The 15,611-nt window shown below is 66.5% G+C and carries 11 protein-coding genes; 10 read left to right on the forward strand and 1 reads right to left on the reverse strand.

The window, feature by feature from the left end:
- Positions 1-61: 61 nt before the first annotated feature.
- From E1956_RS20515 to E1956_RS20530, 4 genes are read left to right on the forward strand one after another with little or no spacing between them, the layout of a single operon-like run.
- Positions 62-1,345, forward strand: coding sequence for a molybdopterin-binding domain-containing protein (locus tag E1956_RS20515; protein ID WP_167760083.1), 1,284 nt, complete (start codon positions 62-64; stop codon positions 1,343-1,345).
- Positions 1,342-3,042, forward strand: coding sequence for a formylmethanofuran dehydrogenase subunit A (locus E1956_RS20520; protein WP_134752405.1), 1,701 nt, complete (start codon positions 1,342-1,344; stop codon positions 3,040-3,042). The genes E1956_RS20515 and E1956_RS20520 overlap by 4 nt, the downstream gene beginning before the upstream one ends.
- Entirely contained in the window at positions 3,039-3,989 is a 951-nt protein-coding gene (fhcD, locus tag E1956_RS20525; RefSeq protein ID WP_134752407.1) for a formylmethanofuran--tetrahydromethanopterin N-formyltransferase, read from the forward strand. Before E1956_RS20520 ends, fhcD begins: the two co-directional genes overlap by 4 nt.
- A complete protein-coding gene (locus E1956_RS20530; protein WP_134752409.1) occupies positions 3,986-4,810 on the forward strand; it encodes a formylmethanofuran dehydrogenase subunit C in 825 nt (274 codons plus the stop codon). Before fhcD ends, E1956_RS20530 begins: the two co-directional genes overlap by 4 nt.
- Positions 4,811-5,728: 918 nt before the next feature.
- Here the strand turns inward: E1956_RS20530 and E1956_RS20535 are convergent.
- Positions 5,729-6,643, reverse strand: a complete 915-nt coding sequence (locus E1956_RS20535; protein WP_134752411.1) for a LysR family transcriptional regulator — start codon at positions 6,641-6,643, stop codon at positions 5,729-5,731.
- 264 nt (positions 6,644-6,907) lie between these two features.
- Between E1956_RS20535 and glyA the strand changes: the two genes are divergently transcribed.
- The 6 genes from glyA to E1956_RS20565 are packed head-to-tail and all read left to right on the forward strand — an operon-like array spanning position 6,908 to position 15,577.
- Positions 6,908-8,203, forward strand: a complete 1,296-nt coding sequence (gene glyA / locus E1956_RS20540) for a serine hydroxymethyltransferase (protein ID WP_134752413.1) — start codon at positions 6,908-6,910, stop codon at positions 8,201-8,203.
- A 59-nt stretch (positions 8,204-8,262) separates the two neighbouring features.
- Positions 8,263-9,528, forward strand: a complete 1,266-nt coding sequence (locus tag E1956_RS20545) for an aminotransferase class V-fold PLP-dependent enzyme (protein WP_134752415.1) — start codon at positions 8,263-8,265, stop codon at positions 9,526-9,528.
- Between the two features lie 56 nt (positions 9,529-9,584).
- Positions 9,585-10,541, forward strand: a complete 957-nt coding sequence (locus E1956_RS20550) for a D-2-hydroxyacid dehydrogenase (protein WP_134752417.1) — start codon at positions 9,585-9,587, stop codon at positions 10,539-10,541.
- Between the two features lie 57 nt (positions 10,542-10,598).
- Positions 10,599-11,777, forward strand: coding sequence for a malate--CoA ligase subunit beta (locus tag E1956_RS20555; protein ID WP_134752419.1), 1,179 nt, complete (start codon positions 10,599-10,601; stop codon positions 11,775-11,777).
- A 10-nt stretch (positions 11,778-11,787) separates the two neighbouring features.
- The gene (gene sucD / locus E1956_RS20560) at positions 11,788-12,693 is read left to right on the forward strand and encodes a succinate--CoA ligase subunit alpha (protein ID WP_028223489.1); all 906 of its coding nucleotides are present in this window, start codon (positions 11,788-11,790) and stop codon (positions 12,691-12,693) included.
- Positions 12,671-15,577, forward strand: a complete 2,907-nt coding sequence (locus E1956_RS20565) for a phosphoenolpyruvate carboxylase (protein WP_232071758.1) — start codon at positions 12,671-12,673, stop codon at positions 15,575-15,577. The genes sucD and E1956_RS20565 overlap by 23 nt, the downstream gene beginning before the upstream one ends.
- Positions 15,578-15,611: the final 34 nt, after the last annotated feature.

The raw sequence follows: 15,611 nt of genomic DNA on the forward strand, positions 1-15,611 counted from the left end.
GTTGGGCCCTCGTGCCCCGCCGCCGCCGCGCGCATGGCATAGCCCTTGCAGATCGGCAGGCATGGATGCCACTCTTCACTCTCCCCCCTGGACCTGCCCGTTCTGCGCGCTGCTGTGCGACCGCTTCGGCGTCGCTCAAGGCAAGACGCTGACACCGGCGGGCACGAGTTGCCCGCGCGCCGCGCGCGCGCTCGCCCAGTTCGGCGGCGCGCCCTCTCAGGCGAGGCCCGCCGTGAACGGCCAGCCGGCAGACGCACAGACGGCGCTCGACACCGCCGCGCAGTGGCTCGCCCACGCGCGCCAGCCGCTCTTTGGCGGCATGGCCACCGACGTGGCCGGCGCACGCGCGCTCTATCGCGTCGCCAACGCGTGCGGCGCGATCGTCGATCACGCCCATGGCCGCGCGCTGATGCACGGCTTGACGGCCATGCAGGACCGCGGCGCCTTCACGACGACGCTCGCCGAGATCCGCAATCGCGCCGATCTGATCATCTGCGTCGGTTCCTCCCCTTCGTCCCGCTATCCGGAGTTCTTCGCGCGCTGCGCGGTGGGCGGCGAGGCCGGCAGCGTCGGGCCGGCACGGCGCACGGTCGTCTTTCTCGGCTGTGATGCCGATGCCGCGCTCGCGCAGCAAGCAGGAGTCGAGACGCTCGCCGTGCCCTTGCATGGCGACCTCTACGACACGGTGGCCACGCTCAACGCGCTGCTCGCCGGCAAATCCCTTCGAACGCCGGACGATCCCGCGTTGACCGCCCTCGTGGAACGCATGCTCGCGGCGGAGTACACCGCAATCGTATGGATTCCTTCCGATCTGCCGGGAACTCATGCCACGCTGCTCGTGGAGGGATTCGACCGCCTGCTGAAGGCACTCAACCGCACGCGGCGCGCGGGTGGCCTCGCACTCGGCGGCGACGACGGCGGTGCGAGCGTCAACCAGACACTCACATGGCTCTCAGGCTTACCGCTGCGCACGGGCGTGCACCGCAGCGGGCTCGAGCACGCGCCCCAGCGCTATGACACGGCACGCCTGCTCGCGGACCAGAACGTCGATGCGCTGGTCTGGGTCGCGAGCTTCGGCGCGGATCTGCCGCCGCCGCACACTACCCTGCCGACGATCGTACTCGGCCATCCAGGCCTTGCCGCAATCTGTGCGGACCGCGAAGGTCCGACCGTGTTCGTGCCCGTCTCCACGCCGGGCATCGGTTCGCCAGGCCATCTGTTCCGCGCCGACGGCGGCGTCGTGCTGCCTCTCACGCCCGTCTACGAGGACACGCTTCCCACCGTGGCCGCTTTCGCGGGACAGTTGGGTGCCAAGCTCGCAGCCCGCAAGGAGAACGCCACATGAGCACGTTTCGTCTGCGCGGGGGCCGCGTGTTCGATCCGGCCAGCCGCATCGACGGGTCGATTGCCGACATCTGCGTGCGCGATGGCCGCATCGTCGAACTCGGCGCCGAAGAGTCCGTGGACCGCGAATACGACGTCACCGGCATGACGGTGATGGCGGGCGGCATCGACATGCATTCGCACATCGGCGGCGGCAAGGTGAATCTCGCCCGCATGCTGATGCCCGAGGATCACCGGATCCGGATGCAGCGCGAGCAAGCCGAAAGCGCGCTGGAGCTGGCTTCGTGCGGGGTCTGCACGCCGGGCACGCTCGCGACCGGCTACCGCTACGCCGAAATGGGCTACACGGCAGCCTTCGAGCCCGCGATGATCGCCTCGAACGCGCGCCACACGCACCTGGAAATGGGCGACACGCCGATCATCGATCACGGCGCCTATGTGATGCTCGGCAACGACGAGCTGTTCCTGCGCATGCTCGCGCAAGGCGAGGACTTCGAACGCGTGCGCGATTACGTCGGCTGGTCCATCAACGCCACGAAGGCGCTGGGCGTGAAGGTCGTGAACCCGGGCGGGATCTCCGCGTTCAAGTTCAACCAGCGCAGCCTCGACGTGGACGAGACGCACGCGCATTACGCCATCACGCCGCGCCAGGTGCTGCATACCCTCTCTCGCGCGCTGGCCGAACTGGGCGTGCCTCATCCGCTGCATATCCACGCGAGCAACCTGGGCGTGCCGGGCAACGTCGACTCCACGCTTGCCACCATCGACGCGCTCGAAGGCCTGCCGGGCCATCTCACGCACATCCAGTTCCACAGCTACGGCACCGAAGGGCCGCGCAAGTTCTCCTCGGCGGCCGAGCGCATTGCCGACGCGGTCAACGCACATCCGAACATCTCGATCGACGTAGGCCAGATCATGTTCGGACAGACCGTCACCGCGTCCGGCGACATCATGAAACAGGTCAAGCAGGCCGAGTTCGCCACGCCGCGCAAATGGATCGCCGGCGACATCGAATGCGATGCGGGTTGTGGCGTCGTGCCGTTCCGTTATCGTGAGCAGAGCTATGTGAATGCGCTGCAATGGACGATCGGCCTCGAACTGTTCCTGATGGTGAAGAACCCCTGGCAAATCACGCTGACCACCGATCATCCGAACGGTGGCCCATTCACGAGCTACCCCCACCTGATCCGGCTCTTGATGGACAAATCGTTCCGCGACGAGCAGCTCGCGAGGCTGCATCCCGAAGTGGCGCAGCAATCGGCGCTCGCGAGCATGACGCGCGAGTTGAGCTTCGAGGAGATCGCGATTCTCACGCGCGCCGCGCCGGCGCGCCTGCTCGGGCTGACCGACCGCGGCCGCCTGAGCGCGGGCGCCGCCGCCGACATCGCCGTCTATCGCGACGACGCCAACCGCGAGGCCATGTTCAGCACACCGGAATACGTCTTCAAGGACGGCGAGCTGGTGGCGCGCCACGGGCGCATCGTGGCCACGCCCGTGGGGGGCACGCACTTCGTCGAGCCGGAGTTCGACCGTTCGATCGAGCGCACGCTCGACGAATACGGAGAACGCCATCTCGCGTACAACTTCCGCCACGCCGCCATCGGCCGCGACGAGCTGTGCTCGTGCTGCAACGGCGGCCGCCTCCTGCCCGCGGCCTGCGGCGTACACGGAGGCAACACGGGAGACCAGCCGTCATGAGTGCCACCGCGAGCACCACGGAGAAGGCGCCGCTCACGATCAACGGCGTCACCATCGACGACACCTTCGCCGAAGCCTTCCCGATGAAGGCGACACGGCTCGTGATCACCGCGCGCAACGCCACCTGGGCGCGCCACGCGGCCGTGGCCGCCACTGGCTTTGCAACCTCGGTGATCGCCTGCGGCTGCGAGGCCGCCATCGAACGCGAGATCGCGCCGGACGCCTCGCCCGACGGCAGGCCGGGCATCGCTGTCCTGCTCTTCTCGATGTCGGGCAAGGAGCTGGCCAAGCAGGTCGAGCGACGCGTGGGCCAGTGCGTGCTGACCTGCCCGACCACGGCCGTCTATGCGGGCATCACCGAGGGCGAGGCCATTGCGCTCGGCAAGAACCTGCGCTTTTTCGGCGACGGCTGGCAGATCTCGAAGATGATCGACGGCGTGCGCTACTGGCGCGTGCCGGTGATGGACGGCGAATTCGTTGCGCAAGAAACGACCTCGGTGATCAAGGGCGTGGGCGGCGGCAACCTGCTGCTGCTCGCGCGCGACCCCGACGCCGCGCTCGCGGGCGCCGAAGCCGCCGTGCAAGCGATGCGGCGCGTGCCCGGCATCATCATGCCGTTCCCAGGCGGCGTGGTGCGCTCGGGCTCTAAAGTCGGTTCGAAGTACTCGGCCCTGCCCGCCTCGACCAACGACGCGTATTGCCCCACGCTCGCGGGCCTCGCGCCGCGCACCGCATTGACCGACGAGACGCGCTGCGTGCTGGAGATCGTCGTGGACGGGCTCAGCGAAGCGGATGTCGCGAACGCGATGCGCACCGGCATCGAAGCCGTGACCGCGCGCGGCGCGGAGGCCGGCGTCACGCGCATTAGCGCGGGGAACTATGGCGGCAAGCTCGGGCCGTTCCATTTTCATCTGCATCGCCTGTGCGGCAACGGAGAAACCTCATGAAGCGCATCACGCTGCGCGTGAAGGACGCGCCCGCGCTGCGCATCGACGCGCGCACGCTCCTGCCGGCTATGCTCGCTCCTTTGAGCGAGAGCGAAATCGAGCGTCTGCCGCTGTGGCATGGGACTGAGCGTATCGCACTTGCAGACCTCTTTGATGTGCGTATGCACGCGATACCCGAGGGCGAGCCCTGCATCGCGTTTGAGGGCGACTTGCGGCGATTCGATCGCGTGGGCTGCGCGATGGACGGCGGCCTGATCGTCGTGGAGGGCGACGTGGGCGACCTTGCTGGCTCGCAGATGAGCGCTGGATCGATCGTCGTTAGCGGCAGCAGCGGTGAGTTCGCGGCCTGCGAGATGGCGGGCGGGCGCCTCGAGATTGGCGGCAATACCGGTGATTTCGCGGGGGCGGCGTTGCCGGGCAGCATGGACGGCATGCGCGGTGGCACGCTCATCGTGCGCGGGCATGCTGGCGAGCGCTTTGGTGATCGCATGCGGCGCGGCACGGCGCTCGTGTTCGGTGATGCGGGCGCGTTTGCGGCCTCGCGGATGGTGGCGGGGACGATTGGCATCGCTGGCTGCGTGGGGGAGCATCTTGCGTATGGGATGCGACGTGGGTCGCTGGTTCTGGCCGGCGTGCGGCAACTGCCGGAGACGAACCGGTTCGTCGAGAACCATGCCGAGGTGAGCGTCTTCTGGCGGCTCATTACGCGTAGCCTCGCGCGTGAAGGCGGGCCGTTTAGTGAGTTGGCGATGCGGGAGCCGCGACGGCTCGTTGGGGATGTCTCCGTGGACGGTAAAGGTGAGCTGCTAATTGCAGCTTGAGCGCGCATGATTCGCGGTTTTCTTCTTGCAGTTTGATGCTTCTTCTTGGTGGGTTTTTAGGCGCTTTGGCCTTAACTTGTATTTGCGGCGGGCCGCAGGCGTTGCCCCTGTGCGGGGCGGCACCTACTTTTCTTTGCAGCCGCAAAGAAAAGTAGGCAAAAGAAAGCGGCTCACACCGCCAGTGTGACGCTGTCCACCACTGCCCTGTACATCGGAGCGGCTCCGGAGCGTCTGTCACCACTTGCTTCACGCCGGAGTGACTAAGGGCTCATCCATCCGGCGGCGCTACGCGCGCCGTAGGGTATATCCAAAACCAGTGGGAGGTACACGCATTGGCAGCGTTCGCATATATTCGCTCGGCGCCTTGCCCACGCATTCGCCAGCCAGCACGCCCGTGCATTTTACGGTTAGTACCCCGGCTCATTTGCCGATCAGCATCCCAGTGCATTCACCGGTTCGAACCCCAGTGCATTTACCGGTCGTCCCCCAGCGCATTCACCGGTTAGCACCCCGGCGCATTGACCGGTCAGCCCGCCAGCGCATTCACTGATTAGTACCCCAGTGCATTCAGCGGTCAGGACCGCCGCGCATTTACGGGCGGCACCCTTAACGCATTCACCGGCCAGCCCGCCTGGTTTTCCTTGCAGACCCTTCCGCCCGCGCGTAGCGCGTGGCGGGAAGCATGAGTCCTTTGTCACTAACGCGGAGTGTGCGAGAAGACGGATGCCCCGGAGCCGCTCCGATGGACAGGGCAGTGGTGGACTGCGTCACACTGGCGGTTTAAGCCGCTTTCTTTTGCCTACTTTTCTTTGCGGCTGCAAAGAAAAGTAGGTGCCGCCCCGCACAGGGGCAACGCCTGCGGCCCGCCGCGAATACAAGTTAAGGCCAACGCCGAAAAAACCGTCACCAATATCGACGTCAGTAAGCATCATCCATAACCTTTTGCGCCTCACCAAGAAGCGTCCGCTTAAACGCCTCAACGGCAGCAGAGAGATGCTTACTCTCCCGATGCACGATATACAGATACCGAACGATAGGAAACCGCTCGACATCGAGCACCTTCAACCGCAGCGTCTCGAGCTCAGGCAAGACCGTCTGCAACGGTACAACTGCGAGCCCCATCCCCACATGCACGCAGCACTTGACGGCCTCGTTACTACTCACCTCGAGCCCCGGCCGAAATCTCACCCGATGCTCAGCAAAAAAGCGCTCCATAGCGCGCCTCGTCCCTGACCCCGGCTCGCGCACCACAAAAACCTCATCTTCAAGCGCCGCAAGCGGAATATCGCGCTGCCGCGCCAGCGGATGATCAGGCGGCGAAATCGCCACCAGCGGATTCTTCATGAACGGCTGCGCCACCAGCCCCAGCCCTTCGGGCGGCTGCCCCATAATCGCCAGATCGGCCTCGTTACCGGCCAACGCGCCAAGCACGCTCTCGCGGTTGCCAAACTTCAGGCGCACACGCACGCCAGGAAACGCCTTCGTATACCGCGAAATGCACGCAAGCGAGAGATGACCGGCGGTGCCCGTCACCGCAGAAACCCGAATCTTCCCCTGCGTCGTGTCGCGCAACTGGTCAAGCGACTCCTCGAGTACCGTCATTTGCTCCTGGATCGAGCGCGTATGACCATAGACCTCGCGGCCCGCCTCGGTCAGAAAAATGCGCCGGCCGATCTGCTCGAACACCTTCATGCCAATCGCTTCTTCAAGATGCTTGAGTTGCGCGGACACGCCCGGCTGCGTCAGATGCAGCTCTTCGGCCGCGCGCGAAAAACTCAGGTGGCGCGCCGCCGCCTCGAAGACCCGCAATTGCCGCAATGTCAGGTTAAGCATCCGCTTCCTCTTCTAGTCGCCAACCTCCCAGGTTCATTCGTCCGCCCCCGAAAAAGGCGTCCGTCCCATGTCGTCACTCTACCAGCGCGGGCCAGTGCGGCAATGCCCACGACGAGGTATTCCCGCGCGCCGGAGCCCCGCCAGCATTGGCTTCCAGGCCGGGTTATGGGTTGGATAAGAAACCGGAATGAATGTTTTGGGCGCCGCGCCACTACCATCGTTCTCAAGCTTTCGACACAGACCATCGACACAAAGGCGACCCTCATGTTCAGCTTCCAGCAGACCATCGCAGCAACCGATCCGGAATTGCGTCAGGCCATCGCCGCGGAATCCACGCGGCAGCAGGATCACATCGAGCTGATTGCATCGGAGAACTATACGTCACCGGCCGTAATGGAAGCGCAAGGCTCGCTCCTCACCAACAAGTACGCCGAAGGCTATCCGGGCAAGCGTTACTATGGCGGCTGCGAACACGTGGACGTGGCCGAGCAGCTCGCCATCGACCGCGCGAAGCAACTCTTCGGCGCCGAATACGCGAATGTGCAGCCGCATTCGGGCTCGCAGGCAAACCAGGCCGTCTATCTCTCCGTGCTCAAGCCCGGCGACACGATCCTCGGCATGTCGCTCGCGCACGGCGGCCATCTGACCCACGGCGCTTCGGTGAACGTGAGCGGAAAGCTCTTCAATGCCGTCACCTACGGACTCCATCCGGACACCGAGGTGATCGACTACGACGAGGTCGAGCGCCTCGCGCACGAGCACAAGCCGCGCATGATCGTCGCCGGCGCCTCGGCCTATTCGCTCGTGATCGACTGGCAGCGTTTTCGTGCGATCGCGGACAGCGTGGGCGCGTGGCTTTTCGTCGATATGGCGCACTACGCGGGCCTCATTGCAGCAGGTCTCTACCCGAGCCCCGTCGGCATCGCCGACTTCGTCACCTCGACCACGCACAAGACGCTGCGCGGCCCCCGCGGCGGCCTGATTCTCTCGAGCGCCGAGCACGAGAAGGCGCTCAACTCCACGATCTTTCCCGGCATCCAGGGGGGCCCCCTCATGCACGTGATCGCCGCCAAGGCGGTGGCGTTCCGCGAGGCGATGAGCGACGAGTTCAAGCACTATCAGCGCCAAGTGATGATCAACGCGCGCGCCATGGCCGAGCAGCTTCAGGCGCGCGGGCTGCGCATCGTTTCGGGCCGTACCGAGTCGCATCTCTTTCTCGTCGATCTGCGCGCGAAGAACATCACCGGCAAGGACGCCGAGGCCGCGCTCGGCAAGGCCGGCATCACAGTCAACAAGAACGCCATTCCGAACGACCCGCAAAAGCCGTTCGTCACCAGCGGCATCCGCGTGGGCTCGCCCGCGATGACCACGCGCGGCTTCGGCGAGACCGAGGCGCGCCATCTCGCGAATCTGATCGCCGACGTGCTCGAAGCCCCCGCGAACGATCTCGTGATCCGCCGCGTGGCCGATGCCGTGCACGCCCTCACGACACGCTTCCCCGTCTACGGCGACGCGCCCGACGAACGGTCGCGCGCCACGGCCCACCGGCCCGCAGTCTGATCCACCCGCCCGAGCGGTCAACGCATCCCGCCCTTATCTAATCACTCAGGAGTGCAGACATGTCGAATATCACTGGAACGCGTATCCCGGGTCGCAACATTCTCGCCGTGCCCGGCCCCACCAACATTCCCGACGCCGTGCTGCGCGCAATGGTCGTCTCGATGGAGGACCACCGCTCGACGCGCTTTCCCGAGCTGGCAAACGGCGTCCTCAGCGACCTCAAGCGCCTGTACAAGACCACGAGCGGCCAGCCGTTCATCTTTCCGTCTTCGGGCACGGGCGCCTGGGAAGCCGCGCTGACCAACACGCTCTCGCCCGGCGACCGCGTGCTCGTGGCGCGCTTCGGGCAGTTCAGCCATCTGTGGGCCGACATGGCGAAGCGGCTGGGCTTCGAAGTCGAGATCGTCGACGTGGATTGGGGCGAAGGCGTGCCTGTCGAGCGTATCGAGGAAGTGCTCAAGGCCGACAAGAAGCATCAGATCAAGGGCATTCTCGCCTGCCACAACGAAACCGCAACCGGCGTAACGAGCGACATCGGCGCGCTGCGCCACGCGATGGACAACGCGCATCACCCGGCGCTGCTGTTCGTCGACGGCGTGAGCTCGATCGGCTGCATCGACTTCCGCATGGACGACTGGCGCGTCGACCTGGCCGTGACCGGTTCGCAGAAGGGCCTCATGCTGCCTGCGGGCCTCGGCATCCTGTGCGTGAGCCCGAAGGCCCTCAAGGCGATGGAGCACGCGCAGTCCAAACGCTGCTACTTCGATCTCGGCGACATGATCAAGGCCAACGCGACCGGCTACTTCCCGTACACGCCCGCCCTCTCCCTGCTCTATGGCCTGCGTGCGGCGCTCGACCTGATCTTCCAGGAAGGGCTCGAGAACGTGTTCGCGCGCCATCATTACCTCGCGCAGGGCGTGCGCGCGGCCGTGACCGAAGGCTGGGGACTCGAGTTGTGCGCCAAGGCGCCGAAGTGGCATTCGGATACGGTCAGCGCCATTGTCGTGCCGCAGGGCTTCAACGCGGCGAATGTGATCGACGTGGCCTTCCGGCGCTACAACCTCGCGCTCGGCGCGGGCCTCTCGAAGGTCGCGGGCAAGGTGTTCCGCATCGGCCACCTTGGCGACCTCAACGAGCTGATGCTCACGAGCGCCATTGCGGGCGCGGAAATGGCGATGCTCGACGTGGGCATCGACGTGCGTCCCGGCAGCGGCACCGGTGCAGCCACGCAGTACTGGCGCACGCACGACCCGCGCAAGGCCCGCACGGAAGACGCGCAACACACGCAACCTGTCGAGCCCCTGCGCCGCGTGGCTGCCGCCTGATCGACGTGCTTTCAAGGCCCTCAACGCTTCAAGCCAAAAGGTAGGATACCGAAATCATGCGTCATGAAATCGTCTTTCTCGACCGCTCCACGTTGAAGGCCGATGTGCGGCGTCCCGCCTTCGAGCATTGCTGGGCGGAGTACGACGTGAGTGCGCCGCACGAGGTGGCCCAGCGTCTCGAAGGGGCCACCATCGCCATCACCAACAAGGTGCCGCTGCGTGCCGAGACGCTGGCGAAGCTGCCGCGTCTCGCACTGATCGCGGTGGCCGCCACGGGCTACGACGTGATCGACACGGCGTACTGCCGCGCACACGGCATCGCGGTGGCCAACATCCGGAACTACGCCACGCACACGGTTCCGGAACATACCTTCGCGTTGATCCTCGCGCTGCGCCGCAATCTGCTCGCGTACCGCGCGGACGTGCGGCGCGGCCGCTGGCAGGCGTCGAACCAGTTCTGCTTCTTCGACCACCCGATTCGCGACCTGCACGGCGCGACGCTCGGCATCGTCGGCGACGGCTCGCTCGGCCGGGGCACCGCGGCCATCGCGCGCGGCTTCGGCATGCGCGTGGTGTTCGCCGAGCATGCGTCGACGAAGGACAAGCCGCGCGACGTCGCCTTCATGCCGCTCGAGCAGTTGCTGCGCGAGTCGGACATCGTCTCGCTGCACACGCCGCTGAGGCCCGAAACGCGCAACCTGATCGCGCTCGAGCAACTGCGCACGATGAAGCGCAGCGCGCTGCTCATCAACACGGCGCGCGGCGGGCTCGTCTGCGAGCAATCGCTCGCGACGGCCCTGCGCGAAGGGCTGATCGCGGGTGCGGGCTTCGACGTCCTGACGAGCGAGCCGCCCAAAGCAGGCAATCCCCTCCTCGAACTCGATCTGCCGAATTTCATCCTCACGCCGCACGTGGCATGGGCGTCGGACGGCGCGATGCAGTTTCTCGCCGACCAGCTGATCGACAACCTCGAGGCCTACGTGAGCGGCGAACCGCAGCATCTGGTCGCCTGAGCACCGGGCGGCGTTCTCTTTCTCATACCGCTTTTCTCATTCGCACGGAACACCATCATGGACATCCACGAATACCAGGCGAAGGAACTGCTGTCCGGCTTCGGCGTGCCGATCCAGCGCGGGCTGGTCGCCTATACACCGGACCAGGCCGTCTATTGCGCCACCGAGCTCGGCGGCTGGCACTGGGCCGTCAAGGCGCAGATCCACTCGGGCGCGCGCGGCAAGGCCGGCGGCATCAAGCTCTGCGAGACCTATCACGACGTGCACAGCGCGGCGGCCTCGCTGTTCGGCAAGCGTCTCGCGACCACGCAAACCGGGCCCGAAGGCAAGGTCGTCGAGCGCGTCTATATCGAAGTGGCCGAGAAGTTCGAGCGCGAGATCTATCTGGGCATCGTGCTCGACCGCAAGACCGAACGCGTGCGCGTGATCGTCTCCGCACAAGGCGGCATGGAGATCGAAGAAGTCGCGCACACCCATCCCGAGGCCATCCTGCAGACGATCGTCGAGCCGGCCGTGGGCCTGCAGCCGTTCCAGGCGCGCGAACTCGCTTTCGGCCTCGGCCTGAACATCAAGCAGGTGAGCCGCGCCGTGGCCGCCATCATGGGCGCCTACCGCGCCTTCCGCGACCTCGACGCGACGATGGTGGAGATCAACCCGTTGGTGGTGACCGCCGACGACCGCGTGATCGCGCTCGACGCCAAGGTCACGTTCGACGACAACGGCCTGTTCCGGCACTCGCACGTCTCCGAGATGCGCGACGCCTCGCAGGAAGACCCGCGCGAATCGGAGGCGGCGCAGTTCGGCCTGAACTACGTGGGTCTCGACGGCGACATCGGCTGCATCATCAACGGCGCCGGCCTCGCGATGGCCACCATGGACACCATCAAGTACGCCGGCGGCGAGCCCGCGAACTTCCTCGACGTGGGCGGTGGCGCCTCGCCCGAGCGGGTGGCCGCGGCCTTCCGGCTCGTGCTCTCCGACACCAACGTCTCGGCGATTCTCGTCAACATCTTCGCCGGCATCAACCGCTGCGACTGGGTCGCCGAGGGCGTCGTGCAAGCCGCGAAGAACCTGCGCGTGCCGCTCGTTGTGCGGCTCGCGGGCACCAATGTCGAAGAGGGACGCCGCATCATTCGCGAGAGCGGGCTACCGATCATCGCGGCCGAAACGCTGCTCGAAGCGGCCCAGAAGGCCGTGGAAGCGTCCAAGGCGCACCGCGCCAGCAAGAGCAAATAGGAGCGTACCCATGAGCATCCTGATCGACGAAAACACCCGCGTGATCGTGCAGGGCTTCACCGGCGACAAGGCGAGCTTCCACGCAAAGGAAATGATCGCGTACGGCACCAACGTGGTGGGCGGCGTCACGCCCGGCAAGGGCGGCCAGCGCCACCTCGACCGCCCCGTGTTCAACACCGTGAAGGAAGCCGTGCAGGCGACCGGCGCCACGGCGAGCCTCGTGTTCGTGCCGCCGCCCTTCTGCGGCGACTCCATCATGGAAGCCGCCGACGCGGGCCTGCAGCTCGTGTGCTCGATCACCGACGGCATTCCGGCCCAGGACATGATGCGCGTGAAGCGCTATCTGCTTCGGTATCCGAAAGAAACCCGCACGATGCTGGTCGGGCCGAACTGCGCCGGCATCATCAGCGCGGGCAGAGCCATGCTCGGCATCATGCCGGGACACATCTACCGGCGCGGCTCGGTCGGCATCGTCTCGCGCTCGGGCACGCTCGGCTACGAGGCGGCCGCCCAGCTCAACACGCTGGGTCTCGGCGTGACGACGAGCGTGGGCATCGGCGGCGACCCCATCAACGGCAGCTCGTTCCTCGACCACCTGCGGCTCTTCGAGAACGACCCCGAGACCGAGGTCGTGATCATGATCGGCGAGATTGGCGGCCCGCAGGAAGCCGAGGCGGCGCGCTGGGTACAGGAGAACATGACGAAGCCCGTGGTGGGCTACGTCGCCGGCCTCACGGCCCCGAAGGGGCGCCGCATGGGCCACGCGGGCGCGATCATCTCGGCCGCTGGCGACAGCGCCGCCGAGAAAGCGGAAATCATGCGCGCTCACGGTCTTTTCGTTGCACCCAGCGCCTCCGAGCTGGGCTCCACCGTCGCTGCGGCGCTGACGCAAAATGATGCCCGCCGCGTCGCTTGAGGCCATGGAGGCCATCGAGTCCGCCGGGGCCGAGGCTCGCAAGGTGACGTCGCGCGGCGTGGAGGCGCCGCGCCGTCAACCGGCTGCACCACCGTCCTCGCCCCCCGCTCCGCCCTCGCTGCTCGACCGTCTCGCCACGGCCTCGTCGGCGTTGCCGACGCTCGATGCCGAGGCTTACGAACCGTGCGTGGTCGACCTGCTGTTCGGCTTGCTGTGCGACGTCGCGCGGCGCCGCCAGCCGCAGGTCGAACTGGCGCTGCGTGGTGAGCCGCTGCCCCCCGACGTCCCGCGCGCAGTATGGCGGCGCAGCCTGCAGGCCCAGGGCATCTGGTTCCAACTGCTGAGCGTGGCCGAGCAGAGCACCGCCATGCGCCGACGCCGCGAGATCGAGATCGAGAGCGGCTATGCGCGGCTCACGGCTTCGTTCTCGCGCGTGGTGGCCGACGCGGCTGCAGCCGGCGTGCCCGCCGACGAAGTGCGCGCGGTGCTCCAGCATCTGAAGATCCGCCCCGTCATCACGGCGCACCCGACCGAGGCCAAGCGCGTCACCGTGCTCGAAATCCACCGGCGCATCTATCGCAAGCTGATGGATCTGGAGTCGCCGCGCTGGACGCCGCGCGAGCGTCGCAAGCTGGTCGGGCAGCTTGCCAACGAGATCGAACTGCTGTGGATGAGCGGCGAGTTGCGCCGCGAGAAGCCCACCGTTGCGCAGGAGGTGGCCTGGGGGCTGCACTTCTTCGGCGAGACGCTCTTCGAGGCCGTGCCGCTGCTGTTCGAGCGCCTTGAAGACGCGCTGCACCAGTTCTACCCCGGCGAGCACTTCGAGATGCCGCGCTTCTTCCAGTTCGGCTCGTGGATCGGCGGCGACCGCGACGGCAATCCGTTCGTCAACAACGACGTCACGCGCGCGACGCTCTACGATAACCGGCTCGCGTGCCTCAAGCGCTACCGGCAGCAACTGCTCGATCTCGCACAGACGCTCAGCATTACCGCCGAGGCGCTGCCCGTGCCCGAGGCGTTCGGTGCGGAACTCGCGCGCGTGCTGGAGCAAAGCGGCGACGGCCCGGCCATTGCCACACGCAATCCGGGCGAGGTGTTCCGCCAGTACCTGACCTGCATGCTGCGCAAGCTCGACGCAACGCTCGCCGACGCGCAGCGGCGCGGCGCAGGCACGCCCATTCCCGGCGGCTACGCGAGCGCCGACGAACTGGCGGCCGAGCTGCGCGCGATGGAGCTGGCCCTGCTCGCGACCGGCAGCGACACGCTGGCCGGCTCGTACGTGCGGCCGCTGCGCCATGAAGTCGAGACGTTCCGCTTCAGCACGGTGCAGCTCGATTTGCGCGAAAACTCCACGGTCATCAACAAGACCTTGCTCGCGCTCTGGCGCGCGCGCGCGAAGCCCGGCTCCGAGCCACCCGATTTGCAGTCCGAAGCATGGAAAGCGTGGCTCGTCTCAGAGCTCGCGCGCCCGCTCGGCCCGGGCGAAGCGGGAGCAGCGCTGCCCGAGTCCCTCGCGGACGTCGAAGCCGAAACGGTCCAGATCTTCCGCATGGTCCGCGCGATGCGCGAACAGGTGGACCGCAATGCGTTCGGCGCGTTCATCCTGAGCATGACGCACCACGCGACCGACGTGCTCGGCGTCTACCTGCTCGCCAAGCAAGCGGGGCTTTTCAGCGATGCCGCCGGTGTGGAAAGCTGCACGCTGCCGGTCGTGCCGCTGCTCGAAACCATCGACGACCTGCGCCGCGCCCCCGAGATCCTGCGCGAGCTGCTGGCCGTGCCGATGGTCAAGCGCAGCATACGCGCGCAAGGCGGCGTGCTGGAGGTCATGATCGGGTACTCCGATTCGAACAAGGACGGCGGGTTCTTCGCTAGCAACTGGGAGCTGTCGAAGGCGCAGACGAAGATCGCGCGGGTCGGACGCGAACTGGGCATCACGATTTCGTTCTTCCACGGCCGCGGCGGCTCGGTGAGCCGGGGTGGCGTGCCAGCGGGCCGCGCGATTGCCGCGCTGCCGGCGGGCTCGGTCAACGGGCGCTTTCGGGTGACCGAGCAAGGCGAAGTCGTCTCGTACAAGTACGCGAACCGGGGCACCGCGCAGTATCACGTCGAGCTGCTCGCGTCGAGCGTGCTGGAGCATACGTTCAAGTCCGAGCGCGAAGACGAGCTGCAACCGCGCGGCGAATTCGACGACGCGATGGAAGCGCTCGCGGGCGCCTCGCGCGCAGCCTATGTGAAGCTCGTCGACCAGCCCGAGCTGATCGCGTACTTCCAGGCGGCCAGCCCGCTCGAAGAGCTCTCGATGCTGAACATGGGCTCGCGCCCTGCCCGGCGCTTCGGTGCACGCAGCCTCGAAGACCTGCGCGCGATTCCGTGGGTGTTCGCGTGGTCGCAGAACCGCCACGCGCTCACGGGCTGGTATGGCGTGGGCAGCGCGATCTCGTCCTTTCTCGCCGTGCGCCAGGAACGCGGGCTCGATCTGCTGCGCAGGATGTTCAATGAATCGCGCCTGTTCCGGCTGATCGTGGACGAGGTGGAGAAGACGCTCGCCCAGGTCGATCTCGACATCGCGCGTGATTACGCGAGCCTTGTGCCTGACGCGCGGTTGCGCGAAACGATCTTCACGCAAATCGAGGCCGAGTACCGCCTCACCACGGCGATGGTGCTGAAAGTGAGCGGCGGCAGCGCGGTTGCGGAACGCTTCCCGCAGTTCTGCGAGCGGCTTGCGCGGCGGCTGCCGGCCATCAACCTCGTGAGCCGGCAGCAGATCGAGTTGCTGCGCCTGTATCGCGCAGCAAGCGCCGATCAGGAGCGGCGCAGTTATCTGGTGCCGCTCTTACTGTCCATCAATTGCATCGCATCGGGATTCGGCGCGACGGGCTAGGCCGTGTGCCTGCCTGCTGTTGCTGGTCGCGCCC

This window comes from Paraburkholderia pallida (genome assembly GCF_004524855.1).
Classification (GTDB): domain Bacteria; phylum Pseudomonadota; class Gammaproteobacteria; order Burkholderiales; family Burkholderiaceae; genus Paraburkholderia; species Paraburkholderia oxyphila.